We start from the raw sequence: 16554 nt of genomic DNA on the forward strand, positions 1-16554 counted from the left end.
ACTTGCAGCGTCTCGCTTTCGCCGGGTCGGCGTACGTCGGGGTGTTCGCCCGTGCGACCGACTCGTGCGTGCTCGTTCGCCACGATGTCGACGACGACGTGGCTGCCGAACTGACCGACGAACTCGGCGTACCGGCGATTCAAACGACCGTCGGCGGTTCGTCGACGGTCGGTGCCCTCGCAATGGGTAACGAAAACGGCCTGCTCGTGAGCGCTCGCGCCCTCGATTACGAACGCGAACGTCTCGAGGAAGAACTCGACCTCCCGGTGGTCGAACTGCCGGGGAACATCAACGCTGCCGGCAACGTCGTTCTCGCCAACGATTACGGTGCCTACGTCCATCCTGACCTCCCGCGGGAGGCGATCCGGATCGTCAAAGACACGCTCGGCGTCCCCGTCGAACGGGGCGACCTCGCGGGCGTCCGTACCGTCGGAACGGCCGGCGTCGCGACGAACGCGGGAGTGCTCTGTCACCCGAAGGCGACCGACGAGGAACTGGACGTTCTCGAGGACGTACTGGACGTTCGAGCCGACGTCGGCACCGTCAACTACGGTGCACCGCTGGTCGGCTCGGGGCTGATCGCGAACGAGAACGGCTACGTCGTCGGTCGGGACACGACGGGGCCGGAACTCGGCCGTATCGAGAACACGCTCGGCTATCTGGACTGAGATCCTGTTTCGATTCGGTCCCTCATCATCTGCTCCCTGCACCGGTCAGATCCGTCACCGGTCGATCGAAGACTGCTTTTGCTGACGATCGAACCGGTGTAAGACGACCTCGCTGTCGTCGTCCCACTCGAAGTGTTCGTGAGCGCGATCGAGCAACTGACGGTAGGCGTCGAGGTTCTCCATTCCTTCGGCCCGTGCGTCTTCGTCGGTCAAGTCGCCAAGCGTGCGTTCGGTCACGTCCTGTACCTCGAAGGTCGTGTCCTCGATCGTGAACGTATCGCCGTCCTCGGCGTACTGGTGTCCGCGGTGGATCTGTGTAACGTCTCCTGTGAGGGCCTGTTCGCGCATTCGCGGGCTCGGTAACAACTCGTCGGCATCGATTTCGGTCATACGTCGCCGTTCGTCGACCCGTCCAAAAACCGTTTGGCCTCCGCTCGTCGGGTGTCCGCGGTGTACTCGGTACGCTCCCCGCTGTCGATCCGCCGCCACCGATCGCTCCTGCCCCGCCGAACGGGAAGGGAAGATTCTTCCGACTCCCCGCCGGAGGGGAAGACATGAGTGAGTTTACGGTCAGTGGTCAGTACAAGAACCGAGACGGTTACGCACCCTTCGAGACGACGATCGAGGCGGTAAACGAAAACGTGGCCCGCGAACACGTCCTCTCCCAGCTCGGGAGCCAGCACGGACTCAAGCGAACCGAGATCGACCTCGAGGAGGTCGCACAACGATGAGTAGTCAACAGCAGCTTCAGCAACTGTCCCAGGAGATCCAAGAGATTCAAGAACAGATCGAAGCCCTCGAACAGTCCGTCGAGAGCATCCAGCACGAAAAGACCGAGGTCGACGAGGCCATCGAGGCCCTCGAAACGCTCGAGTCCGGGTCGACCGTGCAGGTGCCACTCGGCGGCGGCGCGTACCTCCGCGCGGAGATTCAGGATATCGACGAGGCGATCGTCGACATCGGCGGGGACTACGCCGCCGAGTTCGACGAAGAGGGTGCGACCGAGGCACTCGAAAACAAGAAAGACCGCCTCGACGATCGGATCGACGAGGTCACGAGCGAGATCACGGACCTCGAAGGCGAGAGTAGCCAGCTCGAACAGCAGGCCCAGCAGCTCCAACAACAGGCGATGCAACAGCAGATGCAGCAGATGCAGGGTCAGCAGGGCCAGGGACCCGACGAATAGCCGCGTAGGGACCACCATCGATACCCATGTTCGACAACTTGAAGGACAAACTCGGGAGCTTCCGCAAAGACGCCGAGGAGGCGGCCGAGGCGAACGTCGAGGAGGTCGACGAGGCGGATGTCGACGAGGCGGACGAGGAACTCGAAGCCGCCGAGACCGACCTTGCGGACGAGACGGCGGCCGACGCCTCCTCGTCTGACGCGACCGAGACCACACCCGAGACGTCGGAGCCGATCGAGGGAGTAGCCGAATCCGTCCAGCCTGACAGCCAGGTAGCGACCGCCGACTCTGCCGGCACCGAATCGGATGACAGAGCGGCCAGCGTCCTCGACACAGCAGACGATGAACCGGTCCTCGATACAGCGGCTGGCGGTACGGATGCCGGCGACGACGAGGACGAGACCGATTCGATCGACCACGAGGACGAGACTGACGGGGACGAGGACGGCGACGCGGAGAACAATTCGACGGGCTTCGGTCGAAAGGCGAAGTCGCTGGTTCGCGGAAAGTTCGTCATCGAGGAAGACGACCTCGACGGTCCGCTCCACGAACTCGAGTTGGCCTTACTCTCGAGTGACGTCGAGATGGGCGTTGCCGAGGAACTCCTCGACAACATTCGCGAGGAACTGATCGGCGAGACCCGTACGTTCACCACGTCGACGGGTAACGTCGTCGAAGAGGCGTTGCAAGACGCGATCTACGACGTCATCAGCGTCGGGCAGTTCGACTTCGGCGAACGGATCGCGATCGAGGACAAGCCCGTAACGATCGTCTTCACCGGCGTCAACGGCGTCGGGAAGACCACCTCGATCGCCAAGCTGAGTCGCTACTTCGAGGAACGGGGCTACTCGACGGTGATGGCGAACGGCGACACGTACCGCGCCGGAGCCAACGAGCAGATTCAGGAACACGCCGACGCGCTGGGGACGAAACTCATCAGACACGAACAGGGCGGCGACCCCGCGGCGGTGCTGTACGACGCCGTCGAGTACGCCGAGGCCAACGATATCGACATCGTTCTCGGGGACACTGCGGGCCGACTGCACACCGACGAGGGGCTAATGGACCAACTCGAGAAGATCGGCCGCGTCGTCGATCCCGACCTGACGCTGTTCGTCGACGAGGCCGTCGCGGGCCAGGACGCGGTCCACCGCGCCCGCGAGTTCAACGAGGCCGCCGAGATCGACGGCGCGATCCTGACGAAAGCCGACGCGGACTCGAACGGCGGTGCGGCGATTTCGATCGCCCACGTCACCGGGAAACCGATCCTGTTTCTCGGCACCGGACAAGGGTACGACCACATCGAACGGTTCGATCCCGAGGCGATGGTCGATCGACTGCTCGCAGAAGAGTAGGGCCGAACGGGATTCGAGCGGGTGGCCGAACCTCGGGCAATTCGTTTTTCGCGAGATCGACACTGCCGCGTCGTGAGCTCCCTGGCGATTCGATACGACAGTATTACTGTGTCTTGGCAGCCCGGTCGATCTGAACCCCCTCGAAGACGAACCGTGCGCCACCGTCGTCGCCGCGTTCGGCCGAGACCGTCCAGCCGTGGGCGGTGGCGATTCGATCGACGATGCTGAGGCCGAATCCGGTGCCGTCGTGGCTGGACGTGTAGCCGTGTTCGAAGATCGACTCTCGGTCGTCCGCCGGGATGCCGGGACCGTCGTCTTCGACAATGAACGAGGCACCGTCCGGTGCCGGCCCGACGGTAACGGTCACCTCGGCATCCCCGTGTTCCACCGCGTTCCGAACGCAGTTCTCGAAGATCGTCTGCAGTCGGTTCGGATCGGCCTCGATCGTGAACTCGCGGACGACGAGGGTTCCGGCGTCGGTTCCGGCGGTGTTCCAGGCTTCCCGTGCGATCGGAGCGACGGCGACGGGTTCGGGATCGATGACCTCGTCTCCCTGCCGGGCGAGAGCGAGGACGTCGTCGATCAGTTGCTCCATTCGATCGTGTGCGGCGTCGATCTTGCCGAAGTACTCCTCGTTCGCGTCGGTCGATTCTGACCTGACGAGATCGAGATACCCCGTGGCCGCGTTGAGCGGATTGCGGAGGTCGTGGCTGACGATATTGGCGAACTGGTCTAAGTGTTCGTTTCGCTCTTGGAGTTCGGCGCGTCGAGCCTCGAGTTCCGCTTCGCGCCGGGCGCGATCGAGCGCCGTGTTGGCCGTGAGTGCGAGAATTTCGATGTACCGTCTCTCGTCGCTGCCGAAGGCGGCCGCGCCATCCGTCCCGACGGCGAGGATGCCGTGGTCGCCAAGCGGGTAGCAAAGCGCCCGCTCGATCGGCAGCTGCGATCGCGAGTGCTCCTCGAGTTGCGATCGATCGAGGGTGGTCGACTCGCCGGCACGGTAGGCGTCCCAGACGACGCCGCGATTGATCCGGGGCTCCGGGTCGGGGCCAGAACCAGGAGTTGGCGAGTCAGCGAGACGGGCACACAGCGGGTCCGAACCGCTCGCCGGAACGAGCGCGTCTTCCTCGGGGTCGTACAGCAACACCGTCGCGTGGGGGTAGTCGAGAATCGAGGTGACGGTCTCCGTCGTGACGGCGGCGACGTCCGCTCGACGTTCGGCCTCGATGAGTTCGCGCGTTCCCGCTTGCAGCGCCTGGAGGTTCTCCTCTCTGCGCTTCTGTGCCGTGATATCCCGAAGGACGATCAGTTCGCCCCTGACGAGGTCGTGGTGATCGCGGAGCTTCGTACAGGTTGGCTGATAAACCGTCTCCCCCGCGCCAGGTAGGTCTCCGCTGATATCGATTCGAATCGGCCGACCGGCGGTCGATCCGTCGGTGACGGCGGCGAGCGGATCGTCGACGGGGTCGCCAAGACGCGTCTCGTCCAGTCCGAAGACGGCACTGGCTCGTTCGTTGAAATCCACGAGCCGTCGTTGCTCGTCGACGACGAGAACCGGATCGACCATCTCCTCGATCAGCGTGTTCGAGGCCAAGGGTGCGAGATTGAGGAAGTCGTACCGGAGCAACGCCCAGCCGACGATGAAGCCGTTTGCGATGAAAAAGATCGGCGTCAGATCGATCCCGCCGCTCTGACTACCCGTAAAGATCCAGATGAGGTTTCCGGCGATGACGAAGAGTGCACCGAAAAAGATCGCGCCAGTCTGCCGACGGTAGAGATTCCGCGATTGCATCATAAACGAGCCGAGCAGGGCAAACCCGGCCGTGAGGACGAGATAGATGACGAGTATCTGTGCGTACATCACCGGCCGACCGTCGATCGCGAGGTGGGACAGTCCGCTGACGGCGGCGACCGTGTACTCGTCGTAAACGAGCCCGTGAAGCGGGTTCGTCACGTACAGCGCGAGATATGTGATCGGCTGTGCCCATAGCAGTGCGAGGCGGCGAGGGGTCAACCACTCGTGTCGACCAGTGTACTCGAGGACGAAAACGATCCAGAGGAACGCCGACGAGACGGCACCGATCGTGACGAGCGCGTTGAACAGGAACATCGACGCGGCCGTGGGACTGGCCAGTTCCAGCCCGTAACAGAGCGCCCACAGTCCCTGTGCCGTCACGTAGATCGTGTACGTCTTCGAGCCGGGGACGTCGCCGCGGGTCCAGGCTACGTACGCCAGCGCGAACGCGAGCCCCGCACTGAGAACGAACAGTGCGAGCAAGGCGGCGCCGAGCATCGTTCTATAGGTGTTAGACGGCATTGATAGCAGTTGTGGCTCTCGTCTTCGTTCCGGTCACCTCGACTCCGCCTCGCGGTCGGGGCGTCCGTGGAGGGACTCGCCCGTGCGTTCCGGACGCCGTCGATCGACTGCAATCGCGCTATCTGGCGTAACATCTGTTATCAGCAACGATCTCCGGTATCGGTGACGGTTCAGGGTACGGACTGTCAGTGATGTGGTGTCTCCGTGGGGTTCCCGGGTCGGTACCGATCGAGAGCCGATCTCTCCCTGGTCACGTTCGGGCAATATTATCCGGTTAGTGGGAGCCTCGTCAGCATTCACCTGATTGCAGGGGGGTATACGGACGGGACGTGACTACCCCGCAAACAATGGTTCTTTACGATAACGTGGCCGATCGGCTGGCCGTCGCGGTTGCGAACCAGCGGTGGTTCAGGTGAATACGACCGAACAACACAAACAAGAAAAACACCCGCTCGACGTCATCGACGACGTGTACGAGTACGCCGAGGACGGCCTTTCTTTCGAGGAAATCGAGGAACGGGCCGGGGACGGCGAGTGGGAGCGCCTGAAGTGGGCCGGGATGTACGCCCAGAAACAGGCGGGCTACTTCATGATCCGGACCAAGGTGCCGGGTGGCTTCCTGACGCCCGAGCAGGCCGAGGTGATCGGTGAAGTCACCGAGGACCTCGCGGTCGCGCCCGAGGAGTACGGCGGCGCGGAACAGAACGAACTCTGGGGCGACGCCTACCTCGATATTACGACCCGCCAGGACATCCAAAAACACTGGATTCGAGTCGAGGACGTTCCGGAGATGTGGGACCGCTACGACGAGGTCGGCCTGACGACGGTCCAGGGCTGTGGTGACTCCGCCCGGAACGTACTGGGTTGCCCCGCCGCCGGAATTAGCGACCACGAGTGTTTCAACGCCCAGCCGGTCGTCGACGCCGTTTCCGACTTCTTTACCGGGAACCGCGAGTACGCGAACCTGCCACGGAAGTTCAAGCTCACGATCACAGGCTGTGCCCACGACTGCGCCCAGTCCCAGATCAACGACATCGGTCTCGTTCCCGCAAAAAAGGAGATCGGTGGGGAGCACTATTACGGCTTCCACGCCCGCGTCGGCGGCGGCCTCTCCGACGGCCCGCGGATGGGCTCGGAACTCGACGTGTTCATCCCGCCCGAGGACGCCGTGGAGTTCTGTCGCGCCGTCGCACAGGCGTTCAAGGAACTCGGCGATCGACACAACCGCGGCGTCTGCCGCATGCGCTATCTCGTCGAACAGCTGGGTCCCGAGACGTTCGAGCAGGCGGTCCGCGATCGGGCGACGATCGAGTTCCCGACGGCCGGCGAGAACCTCACCGTCGGCTACCAGGGGGACCACGTCGGCGTTCACGACCAGAAACAGGACGGCCTGCAGTACGTCGGCTTCAACGTGATCGCCGGTCGGATGGGCGGCGACGAGTTCGCCCATGCCGCCCGCGCCGCGGCGAAGTACGGCACGGGGGACGCCTCCGTCCGTCTCGCGACGGACCAGAACTTCCTCATCACGCACGTCCCCGAGGAGAACGTCGACGACCTCCTCGCGGAGCCCTTCGCCGCTGACTACCAGCCCGATCCCGGCGCGTTCTCCCGTGGTGCGGTCGGCTGTACCGGCAGCGAGTTCTGTAACTACGCGATCATCGAGACGAAAAAGCGCACGAAACGCTGGGCTCGCGAGCTCGACGATCGCATCGACGTGCCCGACGACATCGAGGCCATCCGGATGCACATGTCCGGCTGCTCGGCGTCGTGTGCCCAGCCCCAGATCGCGGACATCGGCTTTCGCGGCGAGACGGTAAAACTGGATGAAGACGGCGAGTCGGATATCGTCGAAGGCATGGACTTCGGCCTCGGGGGGTCCCTCGGCGCGGACAACGAGTTCTTAGACTGGATCGAGAGCGCCGTCCCGGCCGATTCCGTGATTCCGGCGCTCGAACAGCTGTTCGACGCTTACGCGGACGATCGCCACGACGGCGAGCGGTTCTACGAGTGGTGTCGCCGCGTCGACAACGATCGGCTCCGGACGATCATGCAGGGTGCGGAGGCTCCGGTTGCCGGAGGTGTCGCCCATGGGGACTGACAGCGAGGACGAACGGAGTGAGTCCTCGGATCGAGTGAGCGGCGAAGCCGCGAACCGCGAGACCGAGCGAAGCGAGGTCTCGAAGAAGCGAGCGGGAGATGCGGGGACCGAGCGAAGCGAGGTCCCCGACGATGCGAGCGGTGAAACCGCGAGCGGGAAGCGACACGCGAGCAGCGAGGACGAACACAGAGAGTCCTCGGATCGGGTGAGCGGCGACGATCGCCCGTTTCCGGGTGTCCCCAAATCGAACGCTGACGACGACGAAGCCGTGATGGCTCCCGAAACGGGGAGTGTCACACCGAGATCCCGCGAGAACGTGAAACAGGCCCGCGACAAGGCGGTCCAGACTGACGCGAGCGACGACGGCGACAGTTGCTCGCCAGATACCTGTACCTGCGGGGAGCGGACTGCCGCGAAACCGGCTGGAGAGCAGCCGATCGCCACCGACGGGGCGGGCGTTGCCAACGTCGACGCCGACGGCGAACTTGGCGACATCGAGTTTACCGCCCCGGCCGAGGGGGTCAGCCAGAACGTCGACGACGGCGCGCCAGAGGTCCGCGTCGGCGTTCCCGACGGCGTCGACCTCGAGACGCCGACGTACTCGATCCGATCGCAGATGAACGACATCGAGACGCCCGACGAGAAGACCTGGTTCATGGAACTGGACGAGGCCGTCATCGACGAGGGTCGCTGTATCCAGTGTGGTACGTGTGTTGCGGCCTGTCCCTCGGACTCGATCGGCGTCGGGGAGGACGACCTGCCGGAACTGGTCAAGATGTGCACCGGCTGTTCGCTGTGCTGGGACTTCTGTCCCCGCGGCGGCCTCCGGTACGAGCGCCAGTGGGTGATCACCGGCGGCGACGACAACGTCAAAGGTGCGGGCGACCCGATTACGGAGTTCTCCGCGCGCGTCGACGAGGACTGGACCGAGAACGCCCAGGACGGCGGGGTCGTCACGACGGTGCTCTCGCACCTGCTCGAAGCGGGCGAGATCGACGGCGCGCTCATCGCGACCGAAAGCGAGGAGGAGGCCTGGAAGGCAGAGAGCTACCTCGCAACCAGTCACGAGGACCTGATCGAGAACGCGGGGACGATCTACAACCAGACGCTCGCGCTGGGCAACCTCGACCTCGCACAGTGGGAACACAAACTCCCCGACAAACCGTTCGACGACCTGAGTCTCGCACTCGTCGGTACGCCGTGTGAGATCGAGGGCCTGCGCGCCTTACAGGACTTCGAGTGGGATTATCAGGCCCAGAACGAGGGCGTCCGCGCGATCGACTATACGATCGCGCTGATGTGTACGAAGAACTTTAACTACTACAGCCTCATGGGCGAGCAGTTAGAGGACAAACGCGGCGTCTCACCCGACGAAATCGGGAAGATGGACGTCCTCCACGGGAAGCTAATGGTCTACGATCACGACGGCGAGATGATCGTCGAGGAGGACATCGCGAACTTCCACGACGCCGCGCTCAAGGGCTGTGACGAGTGCGCCGACTTCACCGGCTTCTGTGCCGATCTCACCGTCGGCTCTGTCGGTAGTTCCGACGAGTACTCGAGTGTCATCGTCCGGACCGAGCAGGGGATGAAGGCGTGGGAACTCACCGAACCCGACCTGGATTATCACGATCTAGAAGACAGGTCCGCGGTCGGTAAACTCCAGGGCTGGGACAAGAAGAAGGCCTTCGAGAGCCTCGAACGACCGTTCGATCCCGACGCACCTCGGTTTATCGACTACACGGACCACGCCGAGAACTACGGTACGGCGATGAATCCCCACGACGAGGGTCGCTGAGAGGTCGTTCGAGACTCGTTACGTCTATTCGTGCGGTACCGCTATCGCCTTGAACTCAGTCACGTCTCTGCCACACCGAGATATTATCTAAATAAAAAATATAAAAATTACTCCCTAATCTATATTTATATCCTACTACTATCTCTATATTATACTGTCAGTGGCGGTCGACACTATTGGGAACCACTCCCAGTAGTCGCCCGGACAGTACGTCGATAAAATGCCCCCTACCGACAACACAACCGAACGGACGAATCGAACAAAAACCAACGATCGGAAAAGCGAACGAACGGACGGCCGGTCGACGCTGGATCGACGGTCGATTCTGCAGGCATCCGCGGTCGCGGGCGCGGGTCTCCTCGGCTCACAGATGGCCTGGGCGTCCGACGACCACGACCATGACCACGATCACACCGATATGGACCACGGTCTCTCGCTGGTCGACGTCGACGAGGCGACCCACGAGGCCGTTTCGAGTGGCGACTGGACGGATTCGGGAACCTGGGACGACGGCGTCCCGAGTGACGAGGCGAGAGTCCACATCCCCGACGACGTCGCCGTGACGGTCGACGACGAACTGACGGCACCGTTTCACTGGGTCCGCGTCGACGGCGAACTCGCCTTCGCGACCGATCGCGACACGCAGTTGCGCGCCGAGACGGTCGTGACGAACCACCAGTCCCGACTGGCGATCGGGACGCCCGAAAATCCGATTGATGCCAATCACACCGCCCGCGTGGAGTTCGTCGATCGCGGTGAACTCGAGCGTACCGACGACGACGAAACGATCCTGCGTCGTGGCCTGCTCACGCTGGGTGAGACGATCGCCTGTGGTGCCGAGAAGACCGGGTTCACCGAACTCGCCTCCCACGCGAGCGCGGGTGATACCTCGATCGAACTCACCACCGCCCCGACCGGCTGGCAACCGGGCGACGAATTTGTGCTCCCCGGCCAGGACCCGCTGGAAGTCTGGAACACCGATCGAGCCGCCTGGAAGGGCGGCCCGCGTGATGACGGGCCCACAGAGAAACACGGCGAACTCAAACAGGAGACGATCCAGGACGAAGAGCGCACGATTATCGATATCTGTGGCACAACCGTTCACTTCGACGAGCCGCTCGAGTACGAACACGCCCCACCACGCGATCGGTGGGAGTCGTACGTTCTCAACCTCACTCGAAACGTCCGGTTTACGTCCGAAAACGACGAGATTCGCCACCGCGGCCACCTCATGTTCAGGAGCCTCGAGACGGACCTGCGCTACGTCGGCTCCTACGAGATGGGCCGGACGAACAAGCACGAGATGTTTAGTAAGTCGTTTACCAGCCCGGATCTCCACGACGAGGAGGGATTCGACTACGCGTTCAACGAACCGGGACGGTACGGGCTTCACTTCCACGTTGCCGGCCGCGAACTCGACAGCAAGCCGGCGACGGTCGACGGCTGTGTGGTCTGGGATTCACCCGGCTGGGGATTCGTCAACCACGGCAGCCACGTCCACGTCTCTGAGTGTGTAAGCTATCAGGTCGTCGGAGCCGGCTTCGTCGCCGAAAACGGGGCTGAAGCCGGCGCGTTCGAGCGCTGTTTCGCGCTTCGATCGGAAGGCAGCGGCAAAACGCCCGCGAATCGAGAGTTCTTCGGGGGCGGGAATCGCCACCAGGCCGACCACTTCGTCGACGACTTCGGTCACGGCGGCAACGGCTTCTGGATACAGAGCCCCGGCGTCGTCGTCAACGAGTGCATCGCCGCCGGTCACCGCCACCACGGCATCGTGATGTGGCCGACTGGCCTGCCGGACCCACACTACGAGGTTGGCAACTACAACGGCGACCACCGAACTCTCGACATCTATCCGACCGACACGATCGAGGGCAAACAGACGCACGATCACCAGGAGTCGATCGACGGCGAGGACTACGTCCCACCGGCACACGCTCGCGTCAAACGAGTCACCGATAACCTCGTCTTCGGTTCGGGTGCTGGCTTCCTGCTCACCGAGAGTCGCTGGACCCAGCGGCACCGTCTTTTCGACGAGTACACCGTCATCGAGGGCCTCGAAGCCTACAACCTGGGCGATCGGTTCGACGAAAATGGCCGGACGGATGACACGACTGACGCCAGACGAAGCGGCGGAACCGCACTCGGCCTCTGGGACGTTTCGGTGACAGTCGTTCGCGACTGTTACTTTTTCCAGGACGATGTCGAGACGTATCAGCACACGCACGGAATCAACTGTCGTGGAAAGAACCAGCAGAACGTCATCGAGAACTGTCACGTCGAGGGCTTCGATCGCGGGATCGAGACCGGCGACCGCGAGATGCACGTCATCAGAGATTGTACGCTCGACAACGACGTCGATATCTACGCCCCGACGGCACCGTGGATGCCCAGCGGCGGACTGATCATGGAGGACATCGACTTCGTCGATGACGACGGAACCATCGAACTGTTCATGCCGATGGGATCGTTCCTGCCCTACGGGCGGGGCGTCCGATTTGCCGGCCGGATCGCCGTTCGCCTCGACGGCCACGAGATATACAGCGATCTGCAAGCGCCCGATGCCGTCCCGATCCCCGACGAAGACGCCCTCAGCGAAGGCGGCCCGTACCTCCTCGATGGACCCCAGAACGTGCAACTCGAACAGGAGAACGGACACATGATGATTCCGGCTGGACTGCACGACAACGAGGATGATCTCTGGCCTGTGGACTTCGTCGGGATGACCACTCAGGAGATTTACGACGAATACGGCGTCAAACTCTTCGGTGATATCGCCCCCGAGAATACGGTTCGCGAACTCGACGACGTCTCACTCGAGCACGGCCTGATCGAACCCGAACCCGCCGGCGACGGCGAGGGCGAGGAAATCGTCGTCGTCGACGCCGCCGAGATGGATTACTCGGGCCGGCTGGAGACGGGAACCGACGTCAACGTCCACGAGGACACCTACCTCTACGACGACGGACCCTCCGTTCGTGACGAAAAGCCGACCGATTCTGAGGCGACGGCAACGTTCTCGACCGACGAGTCCGGAACCTATCGGCTCTGGGCGCGAGTGTTCAAACCAACCGGCGACTCCCCCCACTTCTGGGTCCGCGTCGACGGCGGCGACTGGCACCGCCACCAGCCGGTACCGATGTCCGGATCGCGTCTTCACACCTGGATGTGGGACCGACTGAACGCCCCCGAGACGTACAATATGAGCCGTCGACGGTTCGTCCAGTACGGCATTTCCTGGTCGGGCGACCCGATCGAGTTCGACCTCGATGCCGGTGAGCACACGATCGAGATCGCCGGTGGCGAACCCGGTTTCAAACTCGATCGTCTCACGCTCGACAACAGGGACTACCTGCCGCGGCTGATGGATCTCGATCAGCTTCCCGACCCGGACATCGGCTACGACCGCCAGACATCGGCCGTCGACGACCGCCAGTAACCAGATCAGCGATTCGGCCGTGCCCGGAGTGCACGCTTCGGCGGCCTTTTGAGACCGGGTCGATACTCTGACGTATGCCCGATCGAATTCGACTCGTAACGCGGTCGGACGCGGCTGCAGTCCGTGACATTTACGCACCGTTCTGCGAATCGTCGTCGGTCACCTTCGAAGAAGCGCCGCCAACCGAGACCGAGATGGCCGATCGAATCTCCTCGACGCTCGAGACCTACCCGTGGCTGGTTTGCGAGACCGACGGCGAGGTCGCGGGCTACGCCTACGCCGGGTCGCTGCGAAAACGGCGCGCCTACGAGTGGGTCGTCGAACTCTCGGTCTACGTAGCCGAGCGCGCCCGCCGATCGGGCGTCGGACAGGCTCTCTACGAGTCACTGTTCGCACTCCTCGAGCGACAGGGGTTTTTCGACGCCTACGCCGTCACGACGCTCCCGAACCCCGCGACGGTGCAGTTTCACGAACGGCTGGGCTTCGAGCGCGTCGTCGACTTTCCCGCGATGGGCTACAGCGACGGCGAGTGGCGCGACGTCTGCTGGTGGCGGCGATCGATCGCAAAGAAGCCGGCCGACCCTGATCGGCCGACGCCGTTTTCCGAACTGCGGGACGATCCGAGCGACTCACTCGCGTCGCTCGTGGCGACCGGGGAACCGTTTCTCGACGTATAACGTCGCTCCGGGCCGCAGATACCGTAGAACCGACATCTATACCCCGAGTTCCGCCGCCAGTTCGTCGATCGTTTCGATCGACAGATCAGGCTCGGTTCCGAACGGCTCCCAGGGTGTCCCCTTTCGATCGAGACGGACGCCCTGCATCCCGGCGTGGATCGCCCCCTGGACGTCGAACCAGAGCGCGGCGACGTGGGCGACCTGCTCAATCGGGGTGCCCGTCCGACCCGCGGCGTGGCGGTAGAGGTCCGCGTCGGGTTTGAACGTCCCGAGTTCGTGGGCGCTGATGGTGTCTTGAATGAGATCATCGATGTCGGCGTGGTCGACCATCGAGGCCAGCATCTCCGGGTCGCCGTTCGAGAGGACGTAACAGTCGTAGCCGCCGTCCCGGAGGCGTTCGATCCCGTCGCGGACGTCCTCGAAGACCTCGAGTTCGTGGTACGTTGCGAGTATCTCCTCGCGCTCCTCGTCGGTGGCGTCGATTCCGTGAGCCGCCAGCGCGTACTCGAGGGCGTCCCGGTTGACCTCGTAGAAGCGCTTGTAGGTGTCCGTCTGGTTGCCGACGAGGGTGTACTGCATCGATCGATCGCGCCAGGTTCGCGAGATCGGTTCGGGGTCGTCGACAGCGGGGTGCTCTCCGAGCGCGGTTTCGACCGCGTCGACGTCGACGAGCGTGCTGTAGGAGTCGAACGTGATCGTCGAGACGTGGTCGGTGTCGAAGGACATACGGCACGTACCCCGTCGAGTCATACAGTCTTTACCGGGGGTTCGATGGAGGCTCTCGTCCCGAATTGATCCGGATCACGTGCCAACCTGCTGGAACAGAATCTACGCGCGTAATTTATCACGCCCTGGACTGTATGCGTGGATGACATGACTGACGAACCCAATTCGTCGGATTGGCCGTGGCCAGACTCACTCGACGCTTCTGTGGCTGCGCCGGACTCTCACCGCCCGCTCATGGAGAACACCCACGTCAGGGTGGTCGAAGTCGTCGTTCCACCCGGCGAAAGGGAGCCGATGCACACCCACCGATGGCCGAGCGTCATGCTGGTCGATCGAGCCGCTCGCATTCGGTACTACGACGAGAACCGGGAGGTTGCATACGAATCTCCCGAGCGAGACGCGGACGAAACGGCGGCGCGATCGCCGCCGGAGGTCGAGTGGATGGAGCCGGAACCACCGCACGCAGTCGAGAATATTGATAGTGTGCCCTTTCACGCCATACGAATCGAACTGAAGCACTGATGACGCGTGCCAGCGGAGTCGGGTGGCGTTTCCGCGTTCGGAGCGATAGCTGGTCATCGTGCGATTCGTCGTCCCCTCTGCCGGAGCGTTTCCCCTGCACGGGAGCGTTGTGTCGACTACGGTCGCGGCTTCGGACCCGTCCGTCGGTCCCCGATGTGCACTGCACCGGACGAACTGCCATCCCGAAGCGCCTTACTGCACAGACCGACAGTGATCGAGTATGAACCCCGCGAACTGGCGAACGTACCTCGTCACCCAGCAGTCGCTCTCGGCGGGCCGATCGACCGTCGAGATCGTTCGGGCGGCGATCGACGGCGGCGTCGATGCCGTTCAGTTACGCGAGAAGCATACGGACGCGAACTGGCGCTACGAACTCGGCCGGGAGTTGCGCGAGCTGACCGCCGAGGCGGGCGTCGACCTGATCGTCAACGATCGCGTCGATATCGCAGAGGCGATCGATGCCGACGGCGTCCACGTCGGACAGTCGGATCTCCCGGTTACGGTCGCTCGGGAGCTACTGGGGCCGGCGGCGATCGTCGGCTGTTCGGCGTCGACGGTCGCGGAAGCGCGACAGGCCGAAGCCGACGGCGCGGACTACCTCGGCGTCGGCAGCGTCTACGGGACGACCTCGAAGGACGTACCCGACGCGGAGGACAACGTCGGCCCCGATCGAGTCGCGGCGATAACGGACGCCGTCTCGATTCCCGTCGTCGGCATCGGGGGGATCACGGCCGAAAACGCCGCTGCGATCGTCGAGGCGGGTGCGGCCGGCGTGGCCGTTATCTCCGAGATCGCGGCCGCGGACGATCCGCGCGCCGCGACCGAAACGCTCACCGCGGCCGTCGAAACCGGCAAGAGGGACGAAAACGGAGGGGAAGATGTATGAGTGACGCTACCGACGCCGACGTGTCCGGGACGGCCCTCGCGGATTCGCTCGAAACGCTCGCTGAGACGGAGCCGCTGATCCAGCACCTGACCAACGAGGTGACGATGAACGACGTCGCGAACCTCACCTTACACTGGGGGGCACTTCCGGTGATGGCCGACTCCTTCGGCGACGCCGGTGAGATGGCCGAACTCGCCAGCGCGGTGTTGCTCAACACCGGGCAAATACCGGACGGCAAGGTCGAGGCGATGCACGAGGCCGCCGAGACGGCCACCGAACGCGGAATCCCGATCGTTCTTGATCCCGTGGGTGTCGGCTCGACGCCGAGCCGTGAGGCCGTTTCCGAATCGCTGCTCGAAACGTTCGAGTTCGACGTGATCAAGGGCAACTACGGCGAGATCAGCGCCCTCGCGGGCGTCGAAGCGACCGTCGAGGGCGTCGAATCGATCGGTGATTACGACGACATCGAGGAGACGGCCCGATCGCTGGCCGAGTCGACCGGCGCGGTCGTCGTCGCAAGCGGCGTCGAGGACGTCGTCGCGGACGCCAATCGAGTGGTTCGCATCGCCGCGGGTCACGAGCGACTGGGCGAGGTCGTCGGCACCGGCTGTATGCTCGGCGCGACGGTCGCGTCGTTCGCCGGTGCGATCGACGACCCGTACACGGCCGCGGTCCACGGCACGCTCGCGTTCGGCGTCGCCGGGGAACGCGCCGCGGACCTCGAGCACAACGGGCCGGCGAGCTACCGGACGAACTTCCACGATACGGTGGCGGGGCTTTCCCCGGAGACGATCGCAGAGATCGATTTCGAGGATCGGATCGATCGACGCGAGTGAGTGTCGCGAACTGTCGACGATCGGTTCTCGATCGTTCGCAACGGTCGCG

Annotated in this window: 14 protein-coding genes; 11 read left to right on the forward strand and 3 right to left on the reverse strand. The window is 63.6% G+C overall.

Annotated elements, in window-relative coordinates:
- The first annotated feature begins 2 nt into the window (after positions 1-2).
- On the forward strand, positions 3-668 hold the full coding sequence (locus AC6I6L_RS08005; protein ID WP_497917218.1) for a translation initiation factor IF-6: 666 nt from the start codon (positions 3-5) through the stop codon (positions 666-668).
- 54 nt (positions 669-722) lie between these two features.
- Here AC6I6L_RS08005 and AC6I6L_RS08010 read toward each other — a convergent pair whose 3' ends face one another.
- The gene (locus tag AC6I6L_RS08010; RefSeq protein WP_497917219.1) at positions 723-1058 is read right to left on the reverse strand and encodes an ASCH domain-containing protein; all 336 of its coding nucleotides are present in this window, start codon (positions 1056-1058) and stop codon (positions 723-725) included.
- A 164-nt stretch (positions 1059-1222) separates the two neighbouring features.
- Between AC6I6L_RS08010 and rpl18a the strand changes: the two genes are divergently transcribed.
- The 3 genes from rpl18a to ftsY are packed head-to-tail and all read left to right on the forward strand — an operon-like array spanning position 1223 to position 3209.
- Complete coding sequence (gene rpl18a, locus AC6I6L_RS08015) at positions 1223-1399, forward strand: 50S ribosomal protein L18Ae (RefSeq protein ID WP_497917220.1); 177 nt, start codon at positions 1223-1225, stop codon at positions 1397-1399.
- Entirely contained in the window at positions 1396-1854 is a 459-nt protein-coding gene (gene pfdA, locus AC6I6L_RS08020; RefSeq protein ID WP_497917221.1) for a prefoldin subunit alpha, read from the forward strand. The genes rpl18a and pfdA overlap by 4 nt, the downstream gene beginning before the upstream one ends.
- A 26-nt stretch (positions 1855-1880) precedes the next feature.
- Positions 1881-3209, forward strand: a complete 1329-nt coding sequence (gene ftsY, locus AC6I6L_RS08025; protein ID WP_497917222.1) for a signal recognition particle-docking protein FtsY — start codon at positions 1881-1883, stop codon at positions 3207-3209.
- Between the two features lie 103 nt (positions 3210-3312).
- On the opposite strand, the gene AC6I6L_RS08030 is transcribed toward ftsY, so the two are convergent.
- The gene (locus AC6I6L_RS08030; protein WP_497917223.1) at positions 3313-5502 is read right to left on the reverse strand and encodes a sensor histidine kinase; all 2190 of its coding nucleotides are present in this window, start codon (positions 5500-5502) and stop codon (positions 3313-3315) included.
- A gap of 436 nt (positions 5503-5938) precedes the next feature.
- On the opposite strand from AC6I6L_RS08030, the gene AC6I6L_RS08035 reads away from it, so the two are divergent.
- From AC6I6L_RS08035 to AC6I6L_RS08050, 4 genes are all read left to right on the forward strand, one after another.
- Positions 5939-7624 (forward strand): nitrite/sulfite reductase, encoded by a 1686-nt coding sequence (locus AC6I6L_RS08035; protein WP_497917224.1) that lies wholly within the window; start codon positions 5939-5941, stop codon positions 7622-7624.
- Positions 7614-9422: a Coenzyme F420 hydrogenase/dehydrogenase, beta subunit C-terminal domain gene (locus AC6I6L_RS08040; protein WP_497917225.1), complete on the forward strand. Its 1809-nt coding sequence runs from the start codon at positions 7614-7616 to the stop codon at positions 9420-9422. Before AC6I6L_RS08035 ends, AC6I6L_RS08040 begins: the two co-directional genes overlap by 11 nt.
- Positions 9423-9642: 220 nt before the next feature.
- Positions 9643-12858 carry a G8 domain-containing protein gene (locus AC6I6L_RS08045; protein ID WP_497917226.1) on the forward strand — a complete coding sequence of 1072 codons (3216 nt, stop codon included), beginning with the start codon at positions 9643-9645 and terminating at the stop codon, positions 12856-12858.
- Positions 12859-12932: 74 nt separating this feature from the next.
- Positions 12933-13535, forward strand: a complete 603-nt coding sequence (locus tag AC6I6L_RS08050; protein ID WP_497917227.1) for a GNAT family N-acetyltransferase — start codon at positions 12933-12935, stop codon at positions 13533-13535.
- Positions 13536-13571: 36 nt separating this feature from the next.
- Here the strand turns inward: AC6I6L_RS08050 and AC6I6L_RS08055 are convergent, their stop codons facing one another.
- Entirely contained in the window at positions 13572-14261 is a 690-nt protein-coding gene (locus AC6I6L_RS08055; protein ID WP_497917228.1) for a haloacid dehalogenase type II, read from the reverse strand.
- A gap of 147 nt (positions 14262-14408) precedes the next feature.
- On the opposite strand from AC6I6L_RS08055, the gene AC6I6L_RS08060 reads away from it, so the two are divergent.
- The 3 genes from AC6I6L_RS08060 (at position 14409) to thiM (ending at position 16505) form a co-directional block, all read left to right on the forward strand.
- On the forward strand, positions 14409-14783 hold the full coding sequence (locus AC6I6L_RS08060; RefSeq protein ID WP_497917229.1) for a hypothetical protein: 375 nt from the start codon (positions 14409-14411) through the stop codon (positions 14781-14783).
- A gap of 220 nt (positions 14784-15003) precedes the next feature.
- Positions 15004-15669 carry a thiamine phosphate synthase gene (thiE, locus tag AC6I6L_RS08065; RefSeq protein ID WP_497917230.1) on the forward strand — a complete coding sequence of 222 codons (666 nt, stop codon included), beginning with the start codon at positions 15004-15006 and terminating at the stop codon, positions 15667-15669.
- On the forward strand, positions 15666-16505 hold the full coding sequence (gene thiM / locus AC6I6L_RS08070; RefSeq protein ID WP_497917231.1) for a hydroxyethylthiazole kinase: 840 nt from the start codon (positions 15666-15668) through the stop codon (positions 16503-16505). The genes thiE and thiM overlap by 4 nt, the downstream gene beginning before the upstream one ends.
- The last annotated feature ends 49 nt before the right edge of the window (positions 16506-16554 follow it).

The sequence above is a fragment of the Halosolutus sp. DAT137 genome, from assembly GCF_059736405.1.